Annotated in this window: 14 protein-coding genes and 1 pseudogene; 4 read left to right on the top strand and 11 right to left on the bottom strand. The window is 67.6% G+C overall.

Annotation, left to right across the window (positions count from 1 at the left end):
- Nucleotides 1-18: 18 nt before the first annotated feature.
- Complete coding sequence (locus tag BN971_RS07705) at nt 19-2,061, bottom strand: putative alpha/beta hydrolase (protein WP_085180365.1); 2,043 nt, start codon at nt 2,059-2,061, stop codon at nt 19-21.
- 376 nt (nt 2,062-2,437) lie between these two features.
- On the opposite strand from BN971_RS07705, the gene stf0 reads away from it, so the two are divergent.
- The gene (stf0, locus tag BN971_RS07700) at nt 2,438-3,241 is read left to right on the top strand and encodes a trehalose 2-sulfotransferase (RefSeq protein WP_085180367.1); all 804 of its coding nucleotides are present in this window, start codon (nt 2,438-2,440) and stop codon (nt 3,239-3,241) included.
- A 109-nt stretch (nt 3,242-3,350) separates the two neighbouring features.
- A complete protein-coding gene (locus tag BN971_RS07695) occupies nt 3,351-4,001 on the top strand; it encodes a GAP family protein (protein ID WP_085180562.1) in 651 nt (216 codons plus the stop codon).
- Between the two features lie 73 nt (nt 4,002-4,074).
- Here the strand turns inward: BN971_RS07695 and BN971_RS07690 are convergent, their stop codons facing one another.
- The 7 genes from BN971_RS07690 to BN971_RS07660 form a co-directional block, all read right to left on the bottom strand.
- Nucleotides 4,075-5,373 (bottom strand): cation:proton antiporter, encoded by a 1,299-nt coding sequence (locus tag BN971_RS07690; RefSeq protein ID WP_085180369.1) that lies wholly within the window; start codon nt 5,371-5,373, stop codon nt 4,075-4,077.
- The gene (locus BN971_RS07685) at nt 5,373-6,380 is read right to left on the bottom strand and encodes a hypothetical protein (RefSeq protein ID WP_245836639.1); all 1,008 of its coding nucleotides are present in this window, start codon (nt 6,378-6,380) and stop codon (nt 5,373-5,375) included. The genes BN971_RS07690 and BN971_RS07685 overlap by 1 nt, the downstream gene beginning before the upstream one ends.
- A gap of 89 nt (nt 6,381-6,469) precedes the next feature.
- Complete coding sequence (locus tag BN971_RS07680) at nt 6,470-7,396, bottom strand: sulfotransferase domain-containing protein (protein WP_090349902.1); 927 nt, start codon at nt 7,394-7,396, stop codon at nt 6,470-6,472.
- A 532-nt stretch (nt 7,397-7,928) separates the two neighbouring features.
- On the bottom strand, nt 7,929-8,246 hold the full coding sequence (locus tag BN971_RS07675) for a DUF6955 family protein (protein WP_085180375.1): 318 nt from the start codon (nt 8,244-8,246) through the stop codon (nt 7,929-7,931).
- Nucleotides 8,243-9,505, bottom strand: a complete 1,263-nt coding sequence (gene sat, locus BN971_RS07670; protein ID WP_085180563.1) for a sulfate adenylyltransferase — start codon at nt 9,503-9,505, stop codon at nt 8,243-8,245. The genes BN971_RS07675 and sat overlap by 4 nt, the downstream gene beginning before the upstream one ends.
- A 53-nt stretch (nt 9,506-9,558) precedes the next feature.
- Entirely contained in the window at nt 9,559-10,251 is a 693-nt protein-coding gene (cysC, locus tag BN971_RS07665; RefSeq protein ID WP_085180377.1) for an adenylyl-sulfate kinase, read from the bottom strand.
- Nucleotides 10,252-10,302: 51 nt separating this feature from the next.
- Nucleotides 10,303-11,727 (bottom strand): MFS transporter, encoded by a 1,425-nt coding sequence (locus tag BN971_RS07660; protein WP_085180379.1) that lies wholly within the window; start codon nt 11,725-11,727, stop codon nt 10,303-10,305.
- A gap of 1,101 nt (nt 11,728-12,828) precedes the next feature.
- On the opposite strand from BN971_RS07660, the pseudogene BN971_RS07655 reads away from it, so the two are divergent.
- A pseudogene (locus BN971_RS07655) lies at nt 12,829-14,044 on the top strand (PPE family protein).
- Between the two features lie 76 nt (nt 14,045-14,120).
- On the top strand, nt 14,121-15,260 hold the full coding sequence (locus BN971_RS07650) for a PPE family protein (protein WP_085180383.1): 1,140 nt from the start codon (nt 14,121-14,123) through the stop codon (nt 15,258-15,260).
- 13 nt (nt 15,261-15,273) lie between these two features.
- Here BN971_RS07650 and BN971_RS07645 read toward each other — a convergent pair whose 3' ends face one another.
- From BN971_RS07645 to fdxA, 3 genes are all read right to left on the bottom strand, one after another.
- Nucleotides 15,274-17,643, bottom strand: a complete 2,370-nt coding sequence (locus BN971_RS07645; protein WP_085180564.1) for an APC family permease — start codon at nt 17,641-17,643, stop codon at nt 15,274-15,276.
- A gap of 87 nt (nt 17,644-17,730) precedes the next feature.
- Nucleotides 17,731-18,828: a succinyldiaminopimelate transaminase gene (gene dapC, locus BN971_RS07640; protein WP_090349900.1), complete on the bottom strand. Its 1,098-nt coding sequence runs from the start codon at nt 18,826-18,828 to the stop codon at nt 17,731-17,733.
- A gap of 53 nt (nt 18,829-18,881) precedes the next feature.
- Nucleotides 18,882-19,208, bottom strand: coding sequence for a ferredoxin (fdxA, locus tag BN971_RS07635; protein WP_085099779.1), 327 nt, complete (start codon nt 19,206-19,208; stop codon nt 18,882-18,884).
- Nucleotides 19,209-19,314 lie beyond the last annotated feature (106 nt).

The raw sequence follows: 19,314 nt of genomic DNA, 5'->3' as shown, positions 1-19,314 counted from the left end.
CGCCGCCGTCGCGGTCGACTAACTGAAATCATGATCTTTGGTGACCGAATTCGCGGGCCGATCCCATTCGGGGTCGACGGTGACGGGTTCGCGGATCTCGACGTGCGGCAGCGGGACGGTGCCGAACGGGGTGTGTATCTCGGTCGGGGTCGACAGGGCGGCTTCGTTGCGAAGGGGCGCCAGCATGCCGTCGTTGGCCAGGTTGCCGCCGTGCCCGGTGGCGATCTCGGTCATGCTGCGCAGCGATTCGCTGCCCCTGTCGTAGTAGTGCGAATGGTCGTTGAACCAGGGCACGACGCTGTCCGAGCCGGCGACCTCGGCGCGGAAGCGGATGGCCCCGAAGCCCTCGTGGGCGGGGTCGGCGCCCAGGCCGGCCAGCTGCCCGAGGGGGCCGCCGAGCGCGACGTTGAGGGCGTTCGGCGGCACGCTCCCGGTTTCGCCGATCCAGCTGATCGCGTCGGTCGAGGCCGCGCCCACGTACAGCTTGCCGCCATTTAGGTGGAAGTCGGCGGCGCTGTGCGCCAAATCGGCTCCGGGACAGCCGATCAGCACCGCGTCGTTGGCGCGCATGCCGCTGCCCGCGAACGCGTCGGCGACCGTGGTGGATCCGTATGAATGCCCGATGACCGTCACGTGCGACGGGATGGAGCCGTCGTGGGTGACCGCGAGGCTGTTGACGTCGGCCGCCAGCACCGCCCCGCCGGACCGGGCCATCCACGGCGAGCCGACCTGTTGCAACTTCGAGGGGTCGACCGCGGCGGCCTCGGGATTCTGGAAGTCGAACTCCGGTGCGTTGTAACCCATCCACGCGATCACCGCGGTGGAGTGCGCGGGGTCGGCCTTGACCGACTGGTCGTAGAGGTTGATGGCGTCGTTGTGCCCGTCGTAGAGCCAGCCGCCCTTCACGCTGCTGTTGGTGCCGGGCACGATGACGGCGGTGTTCCGGGCGCGGTCGGGATTGCCGATCGCGACGGCCGCCCGGCCCTTGCCGTCGAAGGCCAGCGGGTCGTAGGCCCACAGCAGCACGGGCCGCGGGTGGGACGGGTCGGATCCCCGGTCGTGCTCGATGCCGTGGTTGGTCTTCACCGCATTCTGGTACCGGGTGATGTCGCCTGCGGTCAGCCCGTACTTGGCGGGGTTGGCGAAGATGTCGTTGCCCCGGTCATTCAGGACGTTGCCCCGCAGGCTGTCCGGCGACAGGCCGTACCGGCCGGCGACGTCCTCGACGCGGTGCAGATCGTCGCTGAGCACCGCGGCGTTGACCTGCCCCCGCATGTCGGCGGGGATGCCATCGAAGTTGCCCAGCGCCTCGGGGTGCTCGCCGATCAGTTGCCGCTGTTGGTCCGGGGTCAGCGTGTTCCACCAGCGGTCGACGTCGTCGGCACTGGTTCCCGGGGCGGGAAGCGGTGGGTAATCGGGCCGCGGTCGGTCCGCCGCGTCGACGTCGGCGAGCCCGGTGGGGTCGTAGCCGTCCGTGCGCAAGGTTGTCAGCGACCGCTGCAGGGAGTCGGAGTAGCCGCCGCGGATCGACAGAAGTTGGCTCAGTGCGGCCTTGGTGTCGGCGATGGCGTCGTCTTCGCAGGCGGTGATCAGCGCGCCGAGCGCGTCCCGGTCGGCGGCGGTCAGGCCCGGAGCATTCTCGTCCTCGGCGGCCAGCGCGATCAGGTCGTCGAGCCGCTGGACATCGGTTTCGAGGGTCACGATGAGCCCGGCCGCCGTGCGCTGCGCCTCGGCCAGGGCGGCCGCGATGTTCTCCAGCTCGGCCCCGATCTTGGGCAGCTGGGCCGACTGCGCCCCCAGCGCTTGCGCCACCCGCTGCACCTCGGCGGAGTCGTTGATGGGGTGCTCGCCGTTTTCCCGGTTCCAAGACGCCTCGAAGCGGCGCCGGGCGTCCTCGAAGGCCGCGGCGGACTCCGCGGTGCTGCGGCCCGCCGAGTGAAACGCCTGGGCGAGCCCGGCGATCTGCGCCGGGCGACCGGCCTGCAGGCTCCGGTTGATCGCCCACGGGTCACCGCCGGCCTGGGCGACCAGCGCCGGGACGCTTATGTAGCGAAGCCGCATCGCAGAGCCCGCGGCCGCCCGGCGTCACGCTCGTCGTTGTCGATCAACTCCGTGGACCCCCGTCCGCCCTTCCCGGCCTGGGACAACGCTACTACCCTCCGGGCCCGGCGGGGCGACGCCGGATCGCGGATCGGTAGCTGACCGGCGCACGGTCGTGGCCGGGGCGCTGCCGTCGGGCGTCGTCGACGACCGGGACCGCGTCCTGCAGGGCTCGACGACGCCCAAGGCCCCCCGTTCAACGGCGGCCTGTTCTGGTGCCCCTGCCGCGCCATTCCGGCCCGCGCGAAGCGGCAGTCGATGTCGGGCAACGGTTTTCCTCACGCTGAAAGAATGTTGTTGGCGTTGCAGGCGATTTGCGTCCGGTTAGGCTGCCTGCGTGCCGAAGTCTCCCTCGTCCTACCTGGTGCTCGCGTCGCAGCGCAGCGGCAGCACCCTGCTGGTCGAAACGCTGCGGGCCACCGGCGTGGCCGGTGAGCCTCAGGAGTTCTTCCAGTACCTGCCGACCACGAGCCTGGCGCCGCAACCGCGGGAGTGGTTCGCCGACTTGCAGGACGAGTCGATCCTGCGCCTGCTCGATCCGCTCGAACCGGGCAAACCGGATCTCGCGCCCGCCGAGACGTGGCGCGAATATATCCGGACCGTCGGCAGGACGCCCAACGGCGTATGGGGCGGCAAGCTGATGTGGAACCAGACGCCGCTGCTCTTGGATCGCGCGCGTCAACTGCCGGATCGTTCGGGCGACGGGCTGCTCGCCGCGATTCGCGACGTTGTCGGCGAGGAACCGCTGTTCATCCACGTCCACCGGCCCGACGTGGTGTCGCAGGCGGTCTCGTTCTGGCGGGCGGTGCAAACGCGGGTGTGGCGCGGCAAGCCCGACCCGCTGCGCGACGCCCGTGCCAGCTATCACGCCGGGGCGATCGCTCACGTCGTCACCATGCTGCGCGCTCAGGAGGAGGGCTGGCGGAGGTGGTTCGCCGAAGAGGACGTTCACCCCATGGACATTCCGTATCCGGTGTTGTGGCGCAACCTGACTCAGGTGGTCGCCGACATTCTGCAGGCGCTGGGCCTGGACCCGCGGCTGGCGCCCGAGCCGGTGCTGGAGCGCCAGGGCGACGACCGGTCCGACGAGTGGGTCGACCGCTACCGCGCCGACGCCGAGCGGGACGGACTGCCGACCTGACCGTGACGACGCTGCCGGGCCGACGGCGGGCCGCTGCACCGGTACCCCGCGGCCGGCATGCATCGTTGTGGGCGAGAACACGTTCCGTCGCTTCTCCGGCAGCCGCGCCATGCTGATCACGCTGCTGGTGATGGCCGTCGCCGTGAGCCTGGAACCGTTCCGGATCGGCATGACGGTGCTGATGCTGAACCGGCCCAGGCCGCTGCTCCAGCTCACGGCTTTCCTGTGCGGCGGCTTCGCGATGGGCTTGAGCGTGGGCCTTGTGGTCCTGTTCGTGCTGCGGCGTGTGTCGACGGGAAAGGAGTACTTCACCCTGCCCCGGGTGCAGATCCTGATCGGCGCGCTGGCGCTGGCCGCCGCCGCCGTGCTGGCCGTGAAACCGCCCGCGATCCGCGGGCCCGCACCGGATTGGCTGTCGGCCCGGGCCCGGCGGCTTTTGGCCGGGCCGTCGCTGTGGGTGGCCGCGGTGGCCGGGCTCGGGATCGCCCTTCCTTCGGTGGATTACCTGGCCGCGCTGGCCCTCATCCTCGCCTCCGGGGCGGCGGCCGTCACACAGGTCGGGGCGCTGCTCATGTTCACCGTGGTGGCCTTCGCGTTCGTGGAGATCCCGCTGCTGGCCTACGCGCTCGCCCCCGGCCGGACCCGATCGGTGATGGTGGCGCTGCACGACTGGGTCCGGGCCCGTCGACGCCTCGAGGTCGCCGCCCTGCTGACCGTGGTGGGCGCCGCCCTTGTGGCGGCCGGCATCGCGGGTTCGTGACCGGCCGGCCTGTCGAGTTGCGTTCCCGGACAACCGAGTGCGGACCGGCCTCGCGCTCGTCGGCGCGCGGCGTTCACGCCACCGTCGTCGACACGTCCGCGCTCGGGGCCTCGGCGGCTTCGTGCGGTGCGTCGGACTTCAGCAACGGCCAGCCCTTCCGCAAGACATAATCGAGCCAGGCGCCGGCCAACTGCGAAGTAAGCACGGCCGCGACCACGAGCGTGGTGTAGAACTTCGAGCTGATGATGCCGGCGTCGAAGGCCACACTGGCCAGGACGATGCCGGGACCGCCGCGGGCGTTGGTGGTGATCCCGAGATTGATCAGCTCCAAACCGCGAAAACCGGCGAGCCGGCCGGCCAGTGCCACCGACAGCATCTTCACCACGCAGGTGCCCACGATGAACACGACCATCATCGTCAGCGAGACGCCGCGGATGAGGTCCAGTTTCAGGCCGACGATCGCGAAGTAGACGGGAATGAAGAAGGCGAAGGAAACCTTCGTGATCGCGTTGAGCGAGTCCTCGAAGATCTCGTGGTCTTTGTCGACGAAGGCGAAGCCCGCGAGGAACGCGGCGAAGACCAGGTTGACGTCGAGCGCCCCGGCGGCCGCGCAGTAGGCCAACAGAACCGCGATGGCGTAACCGGTCGGCGAATGCTGCGCGAGAACATTCCAGCTCGCCTTGTTGAGGGCCCTGACCGCGCGCGGCACCAGCGTCAGCCCGAGGGCGAAGAAGATCACCGTGATGACCAGGTGCGCCGAGATCTGCCAGGGATTCAGGTGCGACTTGGCCGCGATCGAGGTCGCGATCGCGAGCGCAAGCCACAGCACGATGTCCTCGAGGACCGCGACGCCGAGGATGAGCCGGGCGAAGCGAGTGTCCAGGATGTTCAGATCGGCGAAGATCTTCGACACCACCGGCACCGAGGTGACGGCGACGCCGACCGCCAGGATGATGATGAGCGACAGGCGGTTGCCGTGCGGGCCGGCCAGGCTCGGGCGGATGAGAGCGGGCCCGAAACCCAGTCCCAGCAGGAACGGTATGCCGGTCCCGACGATGACGAGCCAGCTCACACTCCGCCGCTCACCTTTTCCGAACAGCTGCTGCATCTCCGCGCCCGAGACGAACATCAGCAGCAGCAGCCCGAGCCAATACACGAAACTGAGGATCTGGCTGTTGTGCCGGGCGGTACCGATCAGGTGCTCGACGAACGGCAGGCGGCCAAGCAGCGCCGGTCCGAGCACGATGCCCGCCAGGATCTCACCCACGACCTTGGGCTGGCCGAGCTTGACGAACACGTAGCCCAGCAGTTGGGCCAGCCCGACAAGGGCAAACAGCACGAAGATGACCGCGGTCAGTTGAGCATTCGACACTAGGCACTCCTCAATGTGGTGGGCACGTCCGGGCCGACGCGACCGGGGCCGATGACCCATCGCTGATACATCCCGAAGGCGAGCGTCAATGCTCCTGCCCCGACAGCAACGGAGATGGGGTATTGCACCCCGGGAGACTTGATGACCAACGGAAGCAGTCCCACGGCCAGCGCGGGCGGCAGGCGAAGGTTGAAGAGGCGCAACACAATAACGCCCGCGACCATAGCGGACGCCGCCGCGATCGCGCCGCTGCCGCAGAGGCGAACGGCGGCCCACCCCGCGGTGGCGGTCAGAGCGCAGGCGGCGGGGAGGGCCAGCGGCTTCCCCGCCCACGGGCACGTCGTGGGATGCGCGAACATCTCATAGGCGATGACGATCAGGGGCGGGAACAACAGCAGCCGCCATCCGGAGGCCGTCCACACCGTGGCGCCCAACGCCATCGCGGTCACGAACGCGAAGTACGGCAGGACCCAGGCGCTTCCGGTGGGGGCCGTCTCGAGAATGTCATCGATGCTCGTTGTCGACCCATCCGCGCCGTGGTGATACTTCCGTCGGCAACGCCTCTGCCAGGGCAACAGAATCAGCGTCAGGGCGACCAGGCTGATCGCGACCGAAGCCGCGTAGACCCAGCTGGTGATGCCCAGGAACAGTGGCAGCACGCCGGCCGCGACCGCCGGCGCGATGTTCGACTTGGTCAGCAGCAACAGGAGCAGACACGCGGAGACCACGAGCAGGATCGCCGGCACGCCGAACGGGAGCAGTCGGGTGACCAGCGTGCCGAATGCCGCCGCCAGGACCGGCGTCGCGATGAGCCGCCCGGGCTGACTCGCCCACTTTCCCCAGGGGCGCGTCAACACGTCGTACGACAGCGCCGCAAGCCCGGGGAACAGCAGGTAATGCCGGCCGTGGCACTGGGCTGCCAGCATCATGTAGATCACCGCGACGGCTTCCATCAGGAGGCGGTCGCGCAGGTCCAGACGTCGGTCAACGATCGGTTCTGAGGCCATGTCTGCATACCAAGCGTCATGCCGCGGGACCCCCCGCACGGGCGGGGCCCCGCGGCACTCCATTGTCGTTTCCGCCCGACTCAGCGGTCCTAGACGGTTTCCCCGGTCTCCAACCAGTGGGCGCATTCTGGGCCCAGCTTCGCCAGCGCGACACGGTCGAAGCGCGCGACCTGTTCCGGCGTCAGCTCGTTGCGGTGATCGCGCTTTAAACCTTTGTGGAAGAAGGCTTTTGCGCTAGACATATGCGCACCGCCGAACGGAGCCATTTTCTCCGCGCGGGCGCTCATGTAGTCGAACGAGCAGTGTTCGACGATGGTGTCCATCCGCAACGAGGCGGGGTCGATGGAGAAGAACTCCGCCAGTCGGGCGATCTGCCCGCGCAGGTCCCGCTTGAGCTGTCCGTAGTGCAGGAGCAGCACATTGGGCTCGTCGCGAAGCACCCACCACGATTTCATGATGTCGAGCAGGTCGCAGCACTGATATCCGTCGTTGTCCAACCACAGGTCGAAAAACTCGTGCATGTCCTCGGGGATCACCAACGGCGCCGGGTCACCGGACCACTCGGCGTGAATCCGGTTGATCGTCTCCATGGTGGGCGCCGAGAAGTTGTAAAGGTAATTGTGGAAGCTGATTCCGAGGTCTTTGCCGTTGCGACCGACGAACACGTACCGGGCTTCCGGCGCGATCGGGAGGGCGTCGGCCGGCAGATGCGACTTCATGACCCGCCGCAGTCCGGCATCCTTCTGCTGCTGCAGCACGTTGAGCATCCCCGCGTGGTCACCCCAGCTGGAGTCGAGCCAGGGCGACGTGTCCGACAGCCCGCCGTCGGGCTCCTCCCCGTTGTGGAGTATTTGCTGGACGATTCGCTGGGTCCACGTGGTGCCGGCCTTGAACGGGTCGGCGACGACGATGTCCCCGTCGGCGAAGCCGCCCTGGGCCAGAAAGTCTTCCCAAACCAGCGAGTTCGAGAGATAGTCCCGCAAAACCCTTGTCGGTGCGAGCAGTTGTTTTTCCACGAACCGGTTGCCTTTCGTCAGACCGCGAAAGCGCGGGCGTTAATCGGTAACATTTCGAGGCCCGTTGAGGGACGAAGCATTTCTCAACACGTCGGGCCTGCCTGTCCTTCATGTCCGGCGACGATCTCACGCCTCTCGGCTATAATCCCGCCACCCGCGACGCGCGGACCCCGCTGAGCTCGCCGTCCGTCAACGAACCGGGCGCCGGGCGCCGGCGCTGGCCTCGCTGCGCTCGGAATTTTACTCATCGTGATTCTTATTATTGGGCGGAAAGCTTAACGGTCGCTGTGTTTCAGATGGCGGCTTCCTGTTGTTCCCGCAGGCGGGCGCATCGTTGTGCGCGCGGGTCGAACGCCGGGACACGGCGAAAGGACACAGGAACTTCCAACCTGGGCGCGCAGAAATCGCAGGCCGCGCCATCCGGGCGCCGCCACGGCACGTCACCGCGGCGCCGACGAGGCGCGCGAAGGCTTCTACCTCACATCGACCCGACCGAACCGGGCCAAGGGCTCCCGACGCCCAACCGGGCTACTCAGGATTGCGTCTGGCCGAGAAAGCGATCCGTCACTTCGGGTCCCGTCGAACGCATTTCGATGGACAGGTCCAGCAATTGGTCTTTTGCTTTCTTGGGGAGCAGCTCGATGGAGCGGGTGGTGGCCGAATCGTACTTGGCGCCCGGGTACCGCTGCAGGAGCGCGTTTTTCTGCTCTTCGGTGGTATGGATCTCCAGCAGCTTCATGCCTGCGAAAGCCTCGTTCGCCAGGTCGGCCATGCCGGCATTCTGCAACAATTCCAGCCGATCCTCGTTGATCCACACGTTGATCTTGATGGTGGGAGCGGCACTGCTCACGCGTCGAGTCCTTCCACTGGGTTGAGGGTGAAGACCGGGCGCCGGTCTCTCAGGTATTCCTCGGTCACGAAGGGCGAGCCCTCCCCGTACTCGGCGGCGCAGTCCATGACCACCTCGAACACCTCGTGGCGCATGACTTTCTGCGTCGGCTTCACCTCGTCGGTCAGAATGCTTCGGATCAGGCTGCCGCTGAAACTCTGAGACTTTGAATCATGGCCGCACAGAGCGGAGTTCGTGACTTCCTGGCATTGCGGGCAATACCAGTTCTCGCGGAGAAACACCGGCTTGATGCCCAGCTCCGCCCGGTATTGCTTGAGCAGGTTCTGGGCGTCGTAGGGATGGTAGAAGTCGCCCACGCCGGCGTGGTCGCGCCCGAACATGTGGTGGGTGCATCCGAGGTTGGTCCTCAGGATGGCGTGGAAGATCGCCTCGCGTGGTCCCGCATACCGCATGTCCCACAACGTGAACGACACCATGTGCACATCTTGTCGGAAATATCCGCTGACATTGAGCTCGTTTTGGGCCAGCAAAATCGCTTCGTCGATGTAGTCCCCCACCCGCTTCTGGCCGATGATGGCGTTGACCAGTACTCCGGTGCTCAGCGTGTCGACGGGCATGTCTTCGTTGGCGGCGAACCACGCCTGCTTCATCAGTGCCTCGTGTCCGGTGTGGGGGACGTTTCGGGTCTGGTGGGCAACGGTGTGCCGCCAGCCCTTCTGTGTCAACGCGTCCTGATGCTGTTTTGGCGTCATCCAGAATTTCTTGAACGGCTCATGGAAGACGGGTTCGTTGATGAGCGTGATGTCCCCGCCGATGAACCTGTTCTGGTAGCCGAGCGTCTTCTTTACGCCGGGGTGCCGGGGATCGGACGTCCCGTAGGTCTTTTCGGCCATCCGCTCGAGGTCGTACTCGAAGATCTCGTTCACCTCGAAGACGGCCATCGGGACGCCGAGATAGTCCAGGACGACGCTGCCCCCCTCCGTCACGCCCAGGTTCTCGATGTCGTCGGCGGACAAGTCGAAAACAATCGGGATGCTCCACAGCGTGCCGTCCGGCAGCTGGAAGTTGTCCAGCGTTCCGTCTATCTCCTCCCGGCCCATGAATCCCGTCAACGGCGTGAAGAATCCATACGCAAGGCTGATCACCTCGTGTGCGGTCGCCTTGGATATCGAAACGCGGGGCATGCCCTTGATCGCGCTCGCGTCCGCGGTGGACACGCGTTCCACTATCGGATGGCCGTTGTGACCCTTGTAACTCATTGCCATGACCTCTTTTTCCGGGCTCGCGCTGCGTCCATCGAGCGGAGCGGCAGCTAGTTTTTCACCATTGGTTCGGGGGAATGGGGGCTTGGGCCGAGGACGGGGATGACACCGGTCTCCTGCAGGTGCGAAATCACCTCGTCCGCCAGGGTGTCCGCGTCCTTCTGGCCGCCCTCGACGCGCAGTTCCGGTTGCAGCGGCGGCTCGTAGGGATCGTCGATGCCGGTGAAGCCCTTGATCTCGCCGGCCCTGGCCTTCCTGTACAGGCCCTTGGGATCGCGCTGTTCGCAGACCTCGATCGGGGTGTCGATGAAGATTTCCAGGAAATCGCCGTCCTCGAGCGTGGCGCGAACGGCGTCGCGGTCGCGACGATAGGGGCTGATGAACGCGGTCAGCGCGACCATGCCGGCCTCGCAGAACAGCTTGGCCACCGCCCCGATCCGGCGGATGTTCTCCTCGCGGTCCGCGGCCGAGAACCCCAGGCCGAAACGGTCGGCGAATTCCTTACCGTGGCTTGCCTCGAGCGTTTCGGGGCCGGCGTTGAGCCCGTAGCGCACGTTGTCGCCGTCCAGCAGGAAGCTCCGGACGCCCCGCTCGTAGAGCTTCTGCTCCACCATGTTGGCCACGGTGCTCTTGCCGCTCGCGCTCAGACCGGTGAACCAGACAACGCAGCCGCGGTGGCCGTTGAGCTTCTCGCGGTATTCGCGCGTGACGGTGTGTTGATGCCAGGTGATGTTGTTACTCATTGTCAGCTCCTCCGTCTTGACGGCTCGTACGCGGACCCATGCTTGACGCCGTCACGTCGTGACCTTCTGCTCGTTTGATAATTGCGCGGATGCCGGCGTGGCCGAATCTGCCTCCTGCGGCCGCACATAACGAATCCAGACCAGCGCGGCGGCGGCCACATAACACATCAGGAACGTCCAAAAGGCGGGTGTCTCTGTCCCGGTGGTGTCGTACGACTGCCGCAGCGCCAGGTCGATGCCCACCCCGCCGAGGGCGCCGAAGGCACCGGCCACCCCGATCAACGCCCCCGACCGCACGCGCGCCCAGTGCCCGCGCTCGGCCGCGGCGACGCACAGCGCGCGGGCGCGCGCCTCGAACACCGACGGGATCAGCTTGTAGACCGCGGCTTTGGCCGCACCGCAGAAGATGAACAGGGCGATGAAACCGACGATGTAGCCCAACATGGTGAGATCGGTTACCTTGCGGCCGCTGTCCTCGGCGGCGTCGGCGTGCGTGCTCATGCCAACCAGGAAGCCCCCCGCCACGATCGAGGCGAGGAAGACGGTCAGGGTGACGCGCCCGCCGCCGAAGCGGTCGCTGACCTTGCCGCCGACGATCCGGGCCAGCGACCCGAGCAACGGGCCGATGAAGGCGACCTCGGCGGCGTGCAGCGACGCCTGGGCATGGGTCTCCCCGCCGGCCACGAAGTTGTGCAGCAATACCTGCCCGAACGCGAATGCGAATCCGAGGAACGATCCGGAGGCGCACAGGTAGAGGAACGAGATGGCCCAGGTGTCCGGCACCGTGACGATGGACCGCAAGTTGTGCAACGACAGCCCGGTGCGGTGCGCGACAACGTTGTCCATGAACACCGCCGCGCCGACACCGCCGATCGCCAGCAGCACGAGGTATATCGCGCAGACCCAGTACGGCGCCGCGTGTCCCATGGTCGCCAGAGCGAGGAGTCCGACCGCCTGGATGCCCGCCGACCCCAGGTTGGCCATCCCGCCCGTCAGGCCCAGCGCAAAACCCTTGAGCCGCTGCGGGAACAGGCCGTCGACCTTGGCCAGCGAGGCGGAATAGTTGCCGCCGCCGAGGCCGGTCAGCGCGGCACATACCAGATACGGCCACAGCGGCAGGCCGGGATGGGCCAGCAGGACGATCGCTCCCGCGGTCGGAAACAGCAGCACAACGGCCGAGAAGATCGTCCAGTTCCGGCCGCCGAACCAGTTCGCCGCCATCGAATAGGGAATGCGCGCGAGCGCGCCGACCAGCGCGGCGGTGGCTCCGATCAACAGCTTGTCGCCCGTGGCGAAGCCGTAGACGGGCTGCGGCATGAACAGCACCATCACCGACCAGAGGTACCAGACCGAGAACGCGACATGGACATTCACGACCTGCCAGAACAGGTTGCGCCGGGCGATCGCGTGATTGCCGCCGTGCCAGGCGACCGCGTCCTCCGGATCCCAGACCACGATGCGATGCGAACGCGACAAGTGGTATCTCCCTTTCGCAGTCGACGGTGGCGTGGCCTCGAAATCGACTTGACCGCCGCCGCCGTCCCACGGGCCTCGGGCGTCCGGTCCAGTCGGGCTCGTCAACACTTCAGCACCGGCCGGCTTCGGTTGCGAATACTCGCAATCCCAACGGCCACTTGCGATCCTCCGCGTCACGCTCGGCTGCCCAACCGGCCAGCCGACTCCTCGATGATCCGTTCTGCAGGGGCCGTCCGCCGTCGACAGCGACGTGCCTGTGATGAACCCCGGTGATTCATTAGTAATCGCACTCGGGTCACTTCACAAGTTAAGTGGGTCAACTTACAGGAGATTTCCAGCCTGCTTCACCACGATCCACACCGGGCCGATGCGCAATCGAGACGCGACGACGGCGTCGAACGGTTGAAATTCGGCCCGGCATCCATCACGAAAAACGACGGACCCGATTCGACCGCACAGTTAGCTGCAGAGATGCTTGCCGCGGCGAAGCGGCGCGCCGGCGGATCACATCCCTGTCCCGGTTGGGTGCCGACATGTGCCAAAGCCCGCCGGGGACCGCCTTCCGGAACGGCCCAGCCAACCATGTCGTCTGGAACATATCGCCTGGCAGAGCCCGAGATCCCACCGCGATCCGCCCGCGCGCGACCGGCGGCCGGTTTGGGTGCCACGGTGAGCCTCGCGATCTGGAATGGCATCGGGTCGCGCCGAATGCAGCGGCCCTTCGACAGCTTGAAGTTTCAGAGTTGTTCGCTGGAAAGATCCTGTACATCCGCGGTTTTAACTTGTCGAACGTCCCGAATCGCGTTTGACTGAATCAACAACCAGTGCAGTTTTGTCGCCGGGATCCGCGGCGCCAAACGCACGCCGACGGCGGTGGGGCTCGCCACGAACCGCGCGTCACAGTCGACGCCCAACGGTCCCTACGAAGCAGATCACCAGCGATGGCTGGCCAAGGGGCAGTCACCTGTGATGCGGAGGGCCGTATGTGGGCGCGCACTTTTCGTCGCACCACGCATCGAGAGCGTTCCCGCCTCCGCCCTCCACGTCGCTGACGATCTCGATCGGCCGTCGCCGCCAGGCCGCCTGACGAAGGGAATCACCGTGTTGGACTACGGAGCGCTGCCGCCCGAGATCAACTCCGCCAGGATGTATGCCGGCGCCGGCTCGGGCCCGATGATGGCGGCGGCCGCGGCGTGGGACGTGCTGGCCAATGCGCTGGAATCGGTTGGCCGGGCGTACGCCACGACCATCGCGCGGTTACAGGGCGAGGGTTGGTCCGGCGCCGCGGCGCAGACGATGGCCGGTGCGGTCGCGCCATACGTCGCGTGGGTGTCGAACGCGGGGGCGCAGGCCGAGGAGGCCGCCAGTCAAGCGCGCGCGGCCGCGGCCGCGTACGAGACGGCGCTCGCCGCGACGGTGCCGCCGGCACTGGTCACCGCGAATCGCACCGAGTTGGCCACGCTGATGTCGACGAACGTCTTCGGGCAGAACACCGGGATGATCGCGGCGACCGAGGCGCAGTACGAGCAGATGTGGGCCCAAGACGCCGCCGCGATGTACCGCTATGCCGCCTCCTCGTCGGCCGCGACCACGCTGAGGCAGTTCACGCAGCCGCCACAGACCACCAACGCCGCCGCCCAGCCCGCTCAGGCCGCCGCGGTGGCCCAGGCCACCGGATCGTCGGCGGCGGGAAACGCCCAGACGACGCTGTCTCAGCTGATGGCGAGCGTGCCGCAACAACTGCAGGCGCTTGCCACAACGGGAGCGTCGTCGTCGGGCTTGTCGGCAACCGCGGCGTCGTCTCCGTTGTCGCAATTGGAGGCGTTGATCCCCTCGCCGCTGCTCACCGCCTTCAGCAATTTCAACACGTTCACCTCGCCGGTCAATCTCGGCGACGGCATCAGCCGGACGTTGACGTCGGCGGGAAGCTTCGGCACCGGGGTCCAGCGGGTCGGGTTGCAGGAGGCCGGCGCGGCGGCGAAAGCAGCCGGCGCCGCCGCCCACGGCGACCATCCGCGGGCCGGTGCTCGCCAGTGCCGGCAACGCGGCCTCGTTGGGGAAGCTATCGGTCCCGCCCAGCTGGACGGTGACCAACCCGGGGGTGGCCGCCCCCGTCGCAGATCCGCACTGGCTTTCGGACGCGGACATCGGCGGTGGCCCGTCATGGGAAGAGGTGCCGGTGAGCAACATGTGGAACGGCGTGCCGGCCGCCGGCACCGGCGGCAAGTCGGGCCTGTTCTCGGGGTCTTCGGTCAACAACGCGCTGCGGGTGGGACCCCGCAAATTCACCATGCCCCGTCCTTCTGCGGGCGGATAGCGGCTGACGCCCGCCACCGCACCAATAACCCCGCCCCAACCTTCCGGGTGACGGGCGGCCTCAGAAGGGAACGCCGATGCTTGACTTCGGGGCACTACCGCCCGAGATCAACTCGGCCAGAATGTATTCCGGTCCCGGCTCGGGACCGCTGATGGCCGCCGCGTCGGCCTGGGACGACCTTGCCGCGCAACTGGATTCCTACGCAGCGACCTATTCATCCACTGTCTCGGAGCTGCGGGGCCTGTGGTCGGGTGGCGCGTCGTTCGCGATGGCGGGGGCGGTGGCGCCGTACGTGTCCTGGGCTACCGCGACTGCCACTCAGGCCGAGCAAACCGCCGGCCAGGCCCGGGCGGCGGCGGCCGCGTACGAGGCGGCGTTCGCCGCGACGGTGCCGCCGCCGGTGATCGCCGCGAACCGCAGCCAGTTGGCCGTATTGGTCGCCACCAACTTCTTCGGCCAGAACACCCCCGCCATCGCCGCCACCGAGGCGCAATACGCCGAGATGTGGGCCCAGGATGCCGCCGCCATGTACACCTACGCCGCGGCCTCGTCGACCGCCAGCGTGCTGGAACCTTTCGATCAGCCACCGGTGATCACCGACACCACCGGGCAATCCGCTCAGGCCGCGGCGGTCAGCCAAGCTGCGGCGCTGCCGTCGGGACAGGCTCAGGCGGCGCTCGCGGAGCTGCCCGGGCTCGGCACCGGGACATCCGCCGGCACTGCCGCGGGCCTTCCTTCACCGGCGACGGCGTATTCCGCGCTGCTGAGCGCCTTCAGCGACTTCGACACCCTCGTCGTCGGGCCCGCCCAACCGTTTTGGTCGACGACCTACGCAGTGTTTTCGGCGGGACAGTTCGGTACCGGTTCCAGACTGCTCGGGCTCCAGCTGGCCAAGGCAACAACGGCGGCCCGATCGGTGGGTCCCGAAGCCCTTCGCGGCACGGTCCAGGCCAGAGTTGGCAGCGCGGCGTTCGTGGGAAAGTTGTCGGTCCCGCCCGACTGGAGCTCAGCCAGTGCGGCCGCCGATCGTCTCAACACGTCCGCGATACCGTTGCCGGACAGCATGATCCAAGCGGAACAGGCGGCGGTCAGCGGCCATCCTGGAACGGGTATGGTGGGCGGGATGCCCCGGGGGAACTCGGAGAAGGCGGGAAGTTTTGTGTTGCGCAATGGGCGTCGTCGCTTCCAGATGCCTCGCCCGCCGTACGGCGGTTGACCCCCGCACCGGCTCATCGATCACCGTCGCGCTTTTGGTCCGCGGCCGGCGACCCAGCTTCCTTGGCGGGGTCCTCGACCACGTGGTACACGGGGTCGATCATGCAGACGGGCTGGTTGCCGGTCTGGCGGGCCTTGCCGGTGATCCGCACCACCTGGCCGGGCTGGATGTCGGCACCCCCGTGGCCCGGACGGAACGTGACGGTCAACTCACCGCTGTTGTCGCCGACGACCACCTGCCGCAGGGTCCGACTGCCCCGCGCGACGTCCTGGACCTCGTTGACCCGCCCCTCGACGGTGGCGCGCTGACCGGAGATCAGGCCCGACACCATGATGACCGACCGCGGCCGCTGGGGATGCTCGTAGTCGTCGATGTTTCGATCCTCGCCCTTGGACACCCATGCCTGAAGTTTGTCGATCTCGTGGGCGATGCGCTGCTCGAAGTCGTCGGGGTAGGCCTCCCTGATCCGCGATTCCACGTCGTAGGGCACGATCGTGGCCGCGGCGTCGGGGATGACGCTGACCGCGCGGGCGATCTTGTCGGCCGTGCGGTCGTGCAGTAGCCGACCCAGCAGGGGCGCAAAGGTTCTGCGCGGCAGCAATACGGTCACGTTGGTGTTCGGATGTTCCTCCCGGGCCTTGGCGACCAGCAATTGCGCGGCCCGGGTGATCCGCCGGTCGGGGCAGTCCACAACCCGCAGCGGGGTGTCCAGGTCGAAGTGGTCCCACCGCTTGCGCAGCTGCGCGGCATACGCCGCGTCGACCATGAAGTGCACGGCGACCAGGTCGTCGGCCCGCAACCCCTTCCCGTAGCGCAACGCTTCGATCACCGACAGGTCGAGCGAGCTCACGAACACGAACACCTTGTGCCGCGCGTACTTGACCAGATCGGGCCGGTCGGTGCGGAACATCTCGAGAATGGCCGCCTCGGCACGGTATTCACGGTTGAGCCGGGTGAGTCCCCACACCAGCAGGGGGAAGATGACTACCACCAGCCACGCACCTTCGGTGAACTTCGCCACCGCGAAGATGCCGACGACGACGGTGGACAGGATGGCCGCGGAAAAGTTGATCACCAGCCGGTGCCGCCATCCCCGTTCACGCTGGGTCAGGTGGTGTTTGGTCATGCCGTAACCGGCCATCGAGAACCCGGTGAAAACGCCGATCGCGTAGAACGGCACCAACGCGTTGACGGAGGCGCCGGTCACCACGAGCAAGGCCACCGACAGCGCGGCAAGTGTGAGGATGCCGTTCGAAAACACCAGCCGGTGGCCGCGTTTCATCAGCTGTCTCGGCAGGAAACGGTCCTCGGCCACGAAACTGGCCAGCGCCGGGAACCCGTTGAAGCTGGTGTTCGCACCGGTGAACAGGATTGCGGCGGTGGCCGTCTGGACGAGGATGTACAAGACGTTGCCGACCACGCCGGTACCGAAGACCCCGCGGGCGATCTGCGACAGGACCGAAGGATACTCACTGCGGTAGGGCGTGGCATGGGTGACGTACGCGAGGTAGGCGACCCCGGCCAGCAGGAAGCCGAGGATGGAGGCCATGACGGTGAGCACCAGACGGGCGTTGCGGCCCTGCGGCTTTCGGAAGTAGTCGACCGTGTTGGAGATCGCTTCCACCCCCGTCAGCGACGAACCGCCGTTGGCGAAGGCACGCAGCAGCACCAGCACCGTCGCACCCATCACCAGGCCGTCGGCTTGATGAACCGCCACCGTCCCGGGCATGCGGGCGGGGTCATACACCGGCAGGTCGCCCGACAGCGCCCGCGCGACGCCCACGACGATCGTCGCCCCGACCATGAGGACGAAGAAGTAGGTCGCGAACGCGAAAGGCCATCCCGCCTCCCGCAGTCCGCGCAGGTTGGCGTAGCAGATCAGCAGCACCACGGCGACGGTGATCTGCAGGCTGTGTGGCCCCAACGCGGGGATGGCCGACACCACGGCAACGGTTCCGGCCGCCGACTGCACGGCGACCGTGACCACGTAGTCGATCAACAGCGCCGCGGCGGCGACCTGCGCCACCCGCGGGCCGAAGTTGTCCCGCGCGACGATGTAGGAACCGCCCGCCCGGGTGTAGGCCATCACCACTTGGCGGTACGACGCGGTCACCAACACCAGGATGAACAGGATGACCCCGGTGATGGGCAGCAACAACAAGAAAGCCGCCAAGCCGGCGTGCGGGAGCAGCTCGATCAGGATCTGCTCGGGGCCATAGGCGGTGGACGAAATAGCGTCGGGCGAAAGCGCTCCGAGAGCAACAGGGTTCGAGAGCTTCTCAGAGGACAGGTCCTCGGTGATCAACGGCTTGCCTAGAAAGACGCGCTTGGCCAATTCACCGAAAGACAGGGGAATCCGGGGCGTACCCGACGACGAAGTCAAGGGCGACATTCCTTCCCGAGGGTTGACCGCAAGAACCGCCTTCGATGCATTCTGCCGTTTGCCACGCCGACGCGGCAGGAGGCTCGGCTAACTCAGCCGGTGCACCGCGGCGGCGATCCGCTCGTCGGCGGCAGTCAGCGCCACTCGCACGTGCCGCGCCCCACCCGGGCCGTAGAAGTCGCCGGGCGCCACCAGGATGCCGCGTTCCGCCAGCCAGGCGACGGTGTCGCCGCACGGGTCACCGCGGGTGGCCCACAGGTAGAGGCCCGCCTCGGAGTGGTCCACCATGAAGCCCGCCGAACGCAGCGCCGGCAGCAGGACGGCCCGGCGCCGCTCGTAGCGTTCCCGCTGCACCCGCTCGTGGGCGTCGTCGTCGAGGGCGGCCACCATGGCGGCCTGGATCGGAGTGGGCACCATCATCCCGGCGTGTTTGCGCACGGCGAGCAGTTCGGCGACCAGGGCCCCGTCCCCGGCGACGAAGCCGGCGCGGTAACCGGCCAGCGACGAACTCTTGGACAGCGAGTGGATGGCGAGCAGCCCCGTGTGGTCTCCCCCGCAGACGTCGGGGTGCAGGATCGACAGCGGCTGGGCTTCCCATCCCAGGCCCAGGTAGCACTCGTCGGAGGCGACCACGCAGTCGCGATCGCGCGCCCAGTCCACCACCTTGCGCAGGTGGTCGACGCCCAGCACGCGCCCGGTCGGGTTGCTCGGCGAGTTCAGGTAGACCAGCGCCGGCGACAGGGGCCCCAGCTGGGTCAGCGAGTCCGCGCGCAGCACCTGCGCGCCGGCCAGCCGGGCGCCGACGTCATAGGTCGGGTAGGCCAGCTCCGGCACCACGACGGAGTCCGAGGGTCCCAGGCCGAGCAACGTCGGCAGCCAGGCGATGAGCTCCTTGCTGCCGATCACCGGCAGCACGTCGGCCTCGGTCAGCCCGTCGATCCCGAAGCGGCGGCCCAGCGCGGCGACCGCGGACTCCCGTAGCCGCGCGGTGCCCGCCGTCGCGGGGTACCCCGACGCGGAACCGGCGGCGGCCAGCGCGTCCTGGATCAGCGGCGCCACCGGGTCGACCGGGGTGCCGACGGAGAGGTCGACGATCCCGCCGGGATGCGCGCCCGCCAGGGCCTTGGCGTCGGCCAGGGTGTCCCACGGGAACTCCGGCAGCGAGGCCGAGACCGGCCCGGACACTCGCCCGCGCGGGGCGCGCGTCCCCGCTCCGGGCTGACGCGGCACCGGCGCGCTCAGTCGCCTTCGCCCTGGGGCGGCAGATCCTTGACCACCTGCGGGTCGTTCTCGGTCAGGCCGACCTTCGCCGCACCGCCCGGCGAGCCGAGTTCAACGAAGAAGTCAGCGTTGATCTGGGTGTACTGGCTCCACTGCTCCGGGACGTCATCCTCGTAGTAGATCGCTTCCACCGGGCACACCGGCTCACAGGCCCCGCAGTCGACGCATTCGTCCGGGTGGATGTAGAGCATCCGGGCGCCCTCGTAGATGCAGTCGACCGGGCACTCCTCGATGCACGCCTTGTCCTTGATATCGACGCAGGGCTCGGCGATCGTGTAGGTCACAGACGTCTCCTCCATGTGGGGCTCGATGCGGGCTGCGGGTCGGCCGGAAACGGTGCTCGGGACCGCTCCGGACAAAGCTTTCGGTTACTGATACTAGACGTTTCAC

This window comes from Mycobacterium bohemicum DSM 44277 (assembly GCF_001053185.1).
Taxonomy (GTDB): domain Bacteria; phylum Actinomycetota; class Actinomycetes; order Mycobacteriales; family Mycobacteriaceae; genus Mycobacterium; species Mycobacterium bohemicum.
The sequence above is the reverse complement of the archived record's forward strand: the minus strand, read 5'-3'. Positions and strand labels throughout refer to the sequence as shown.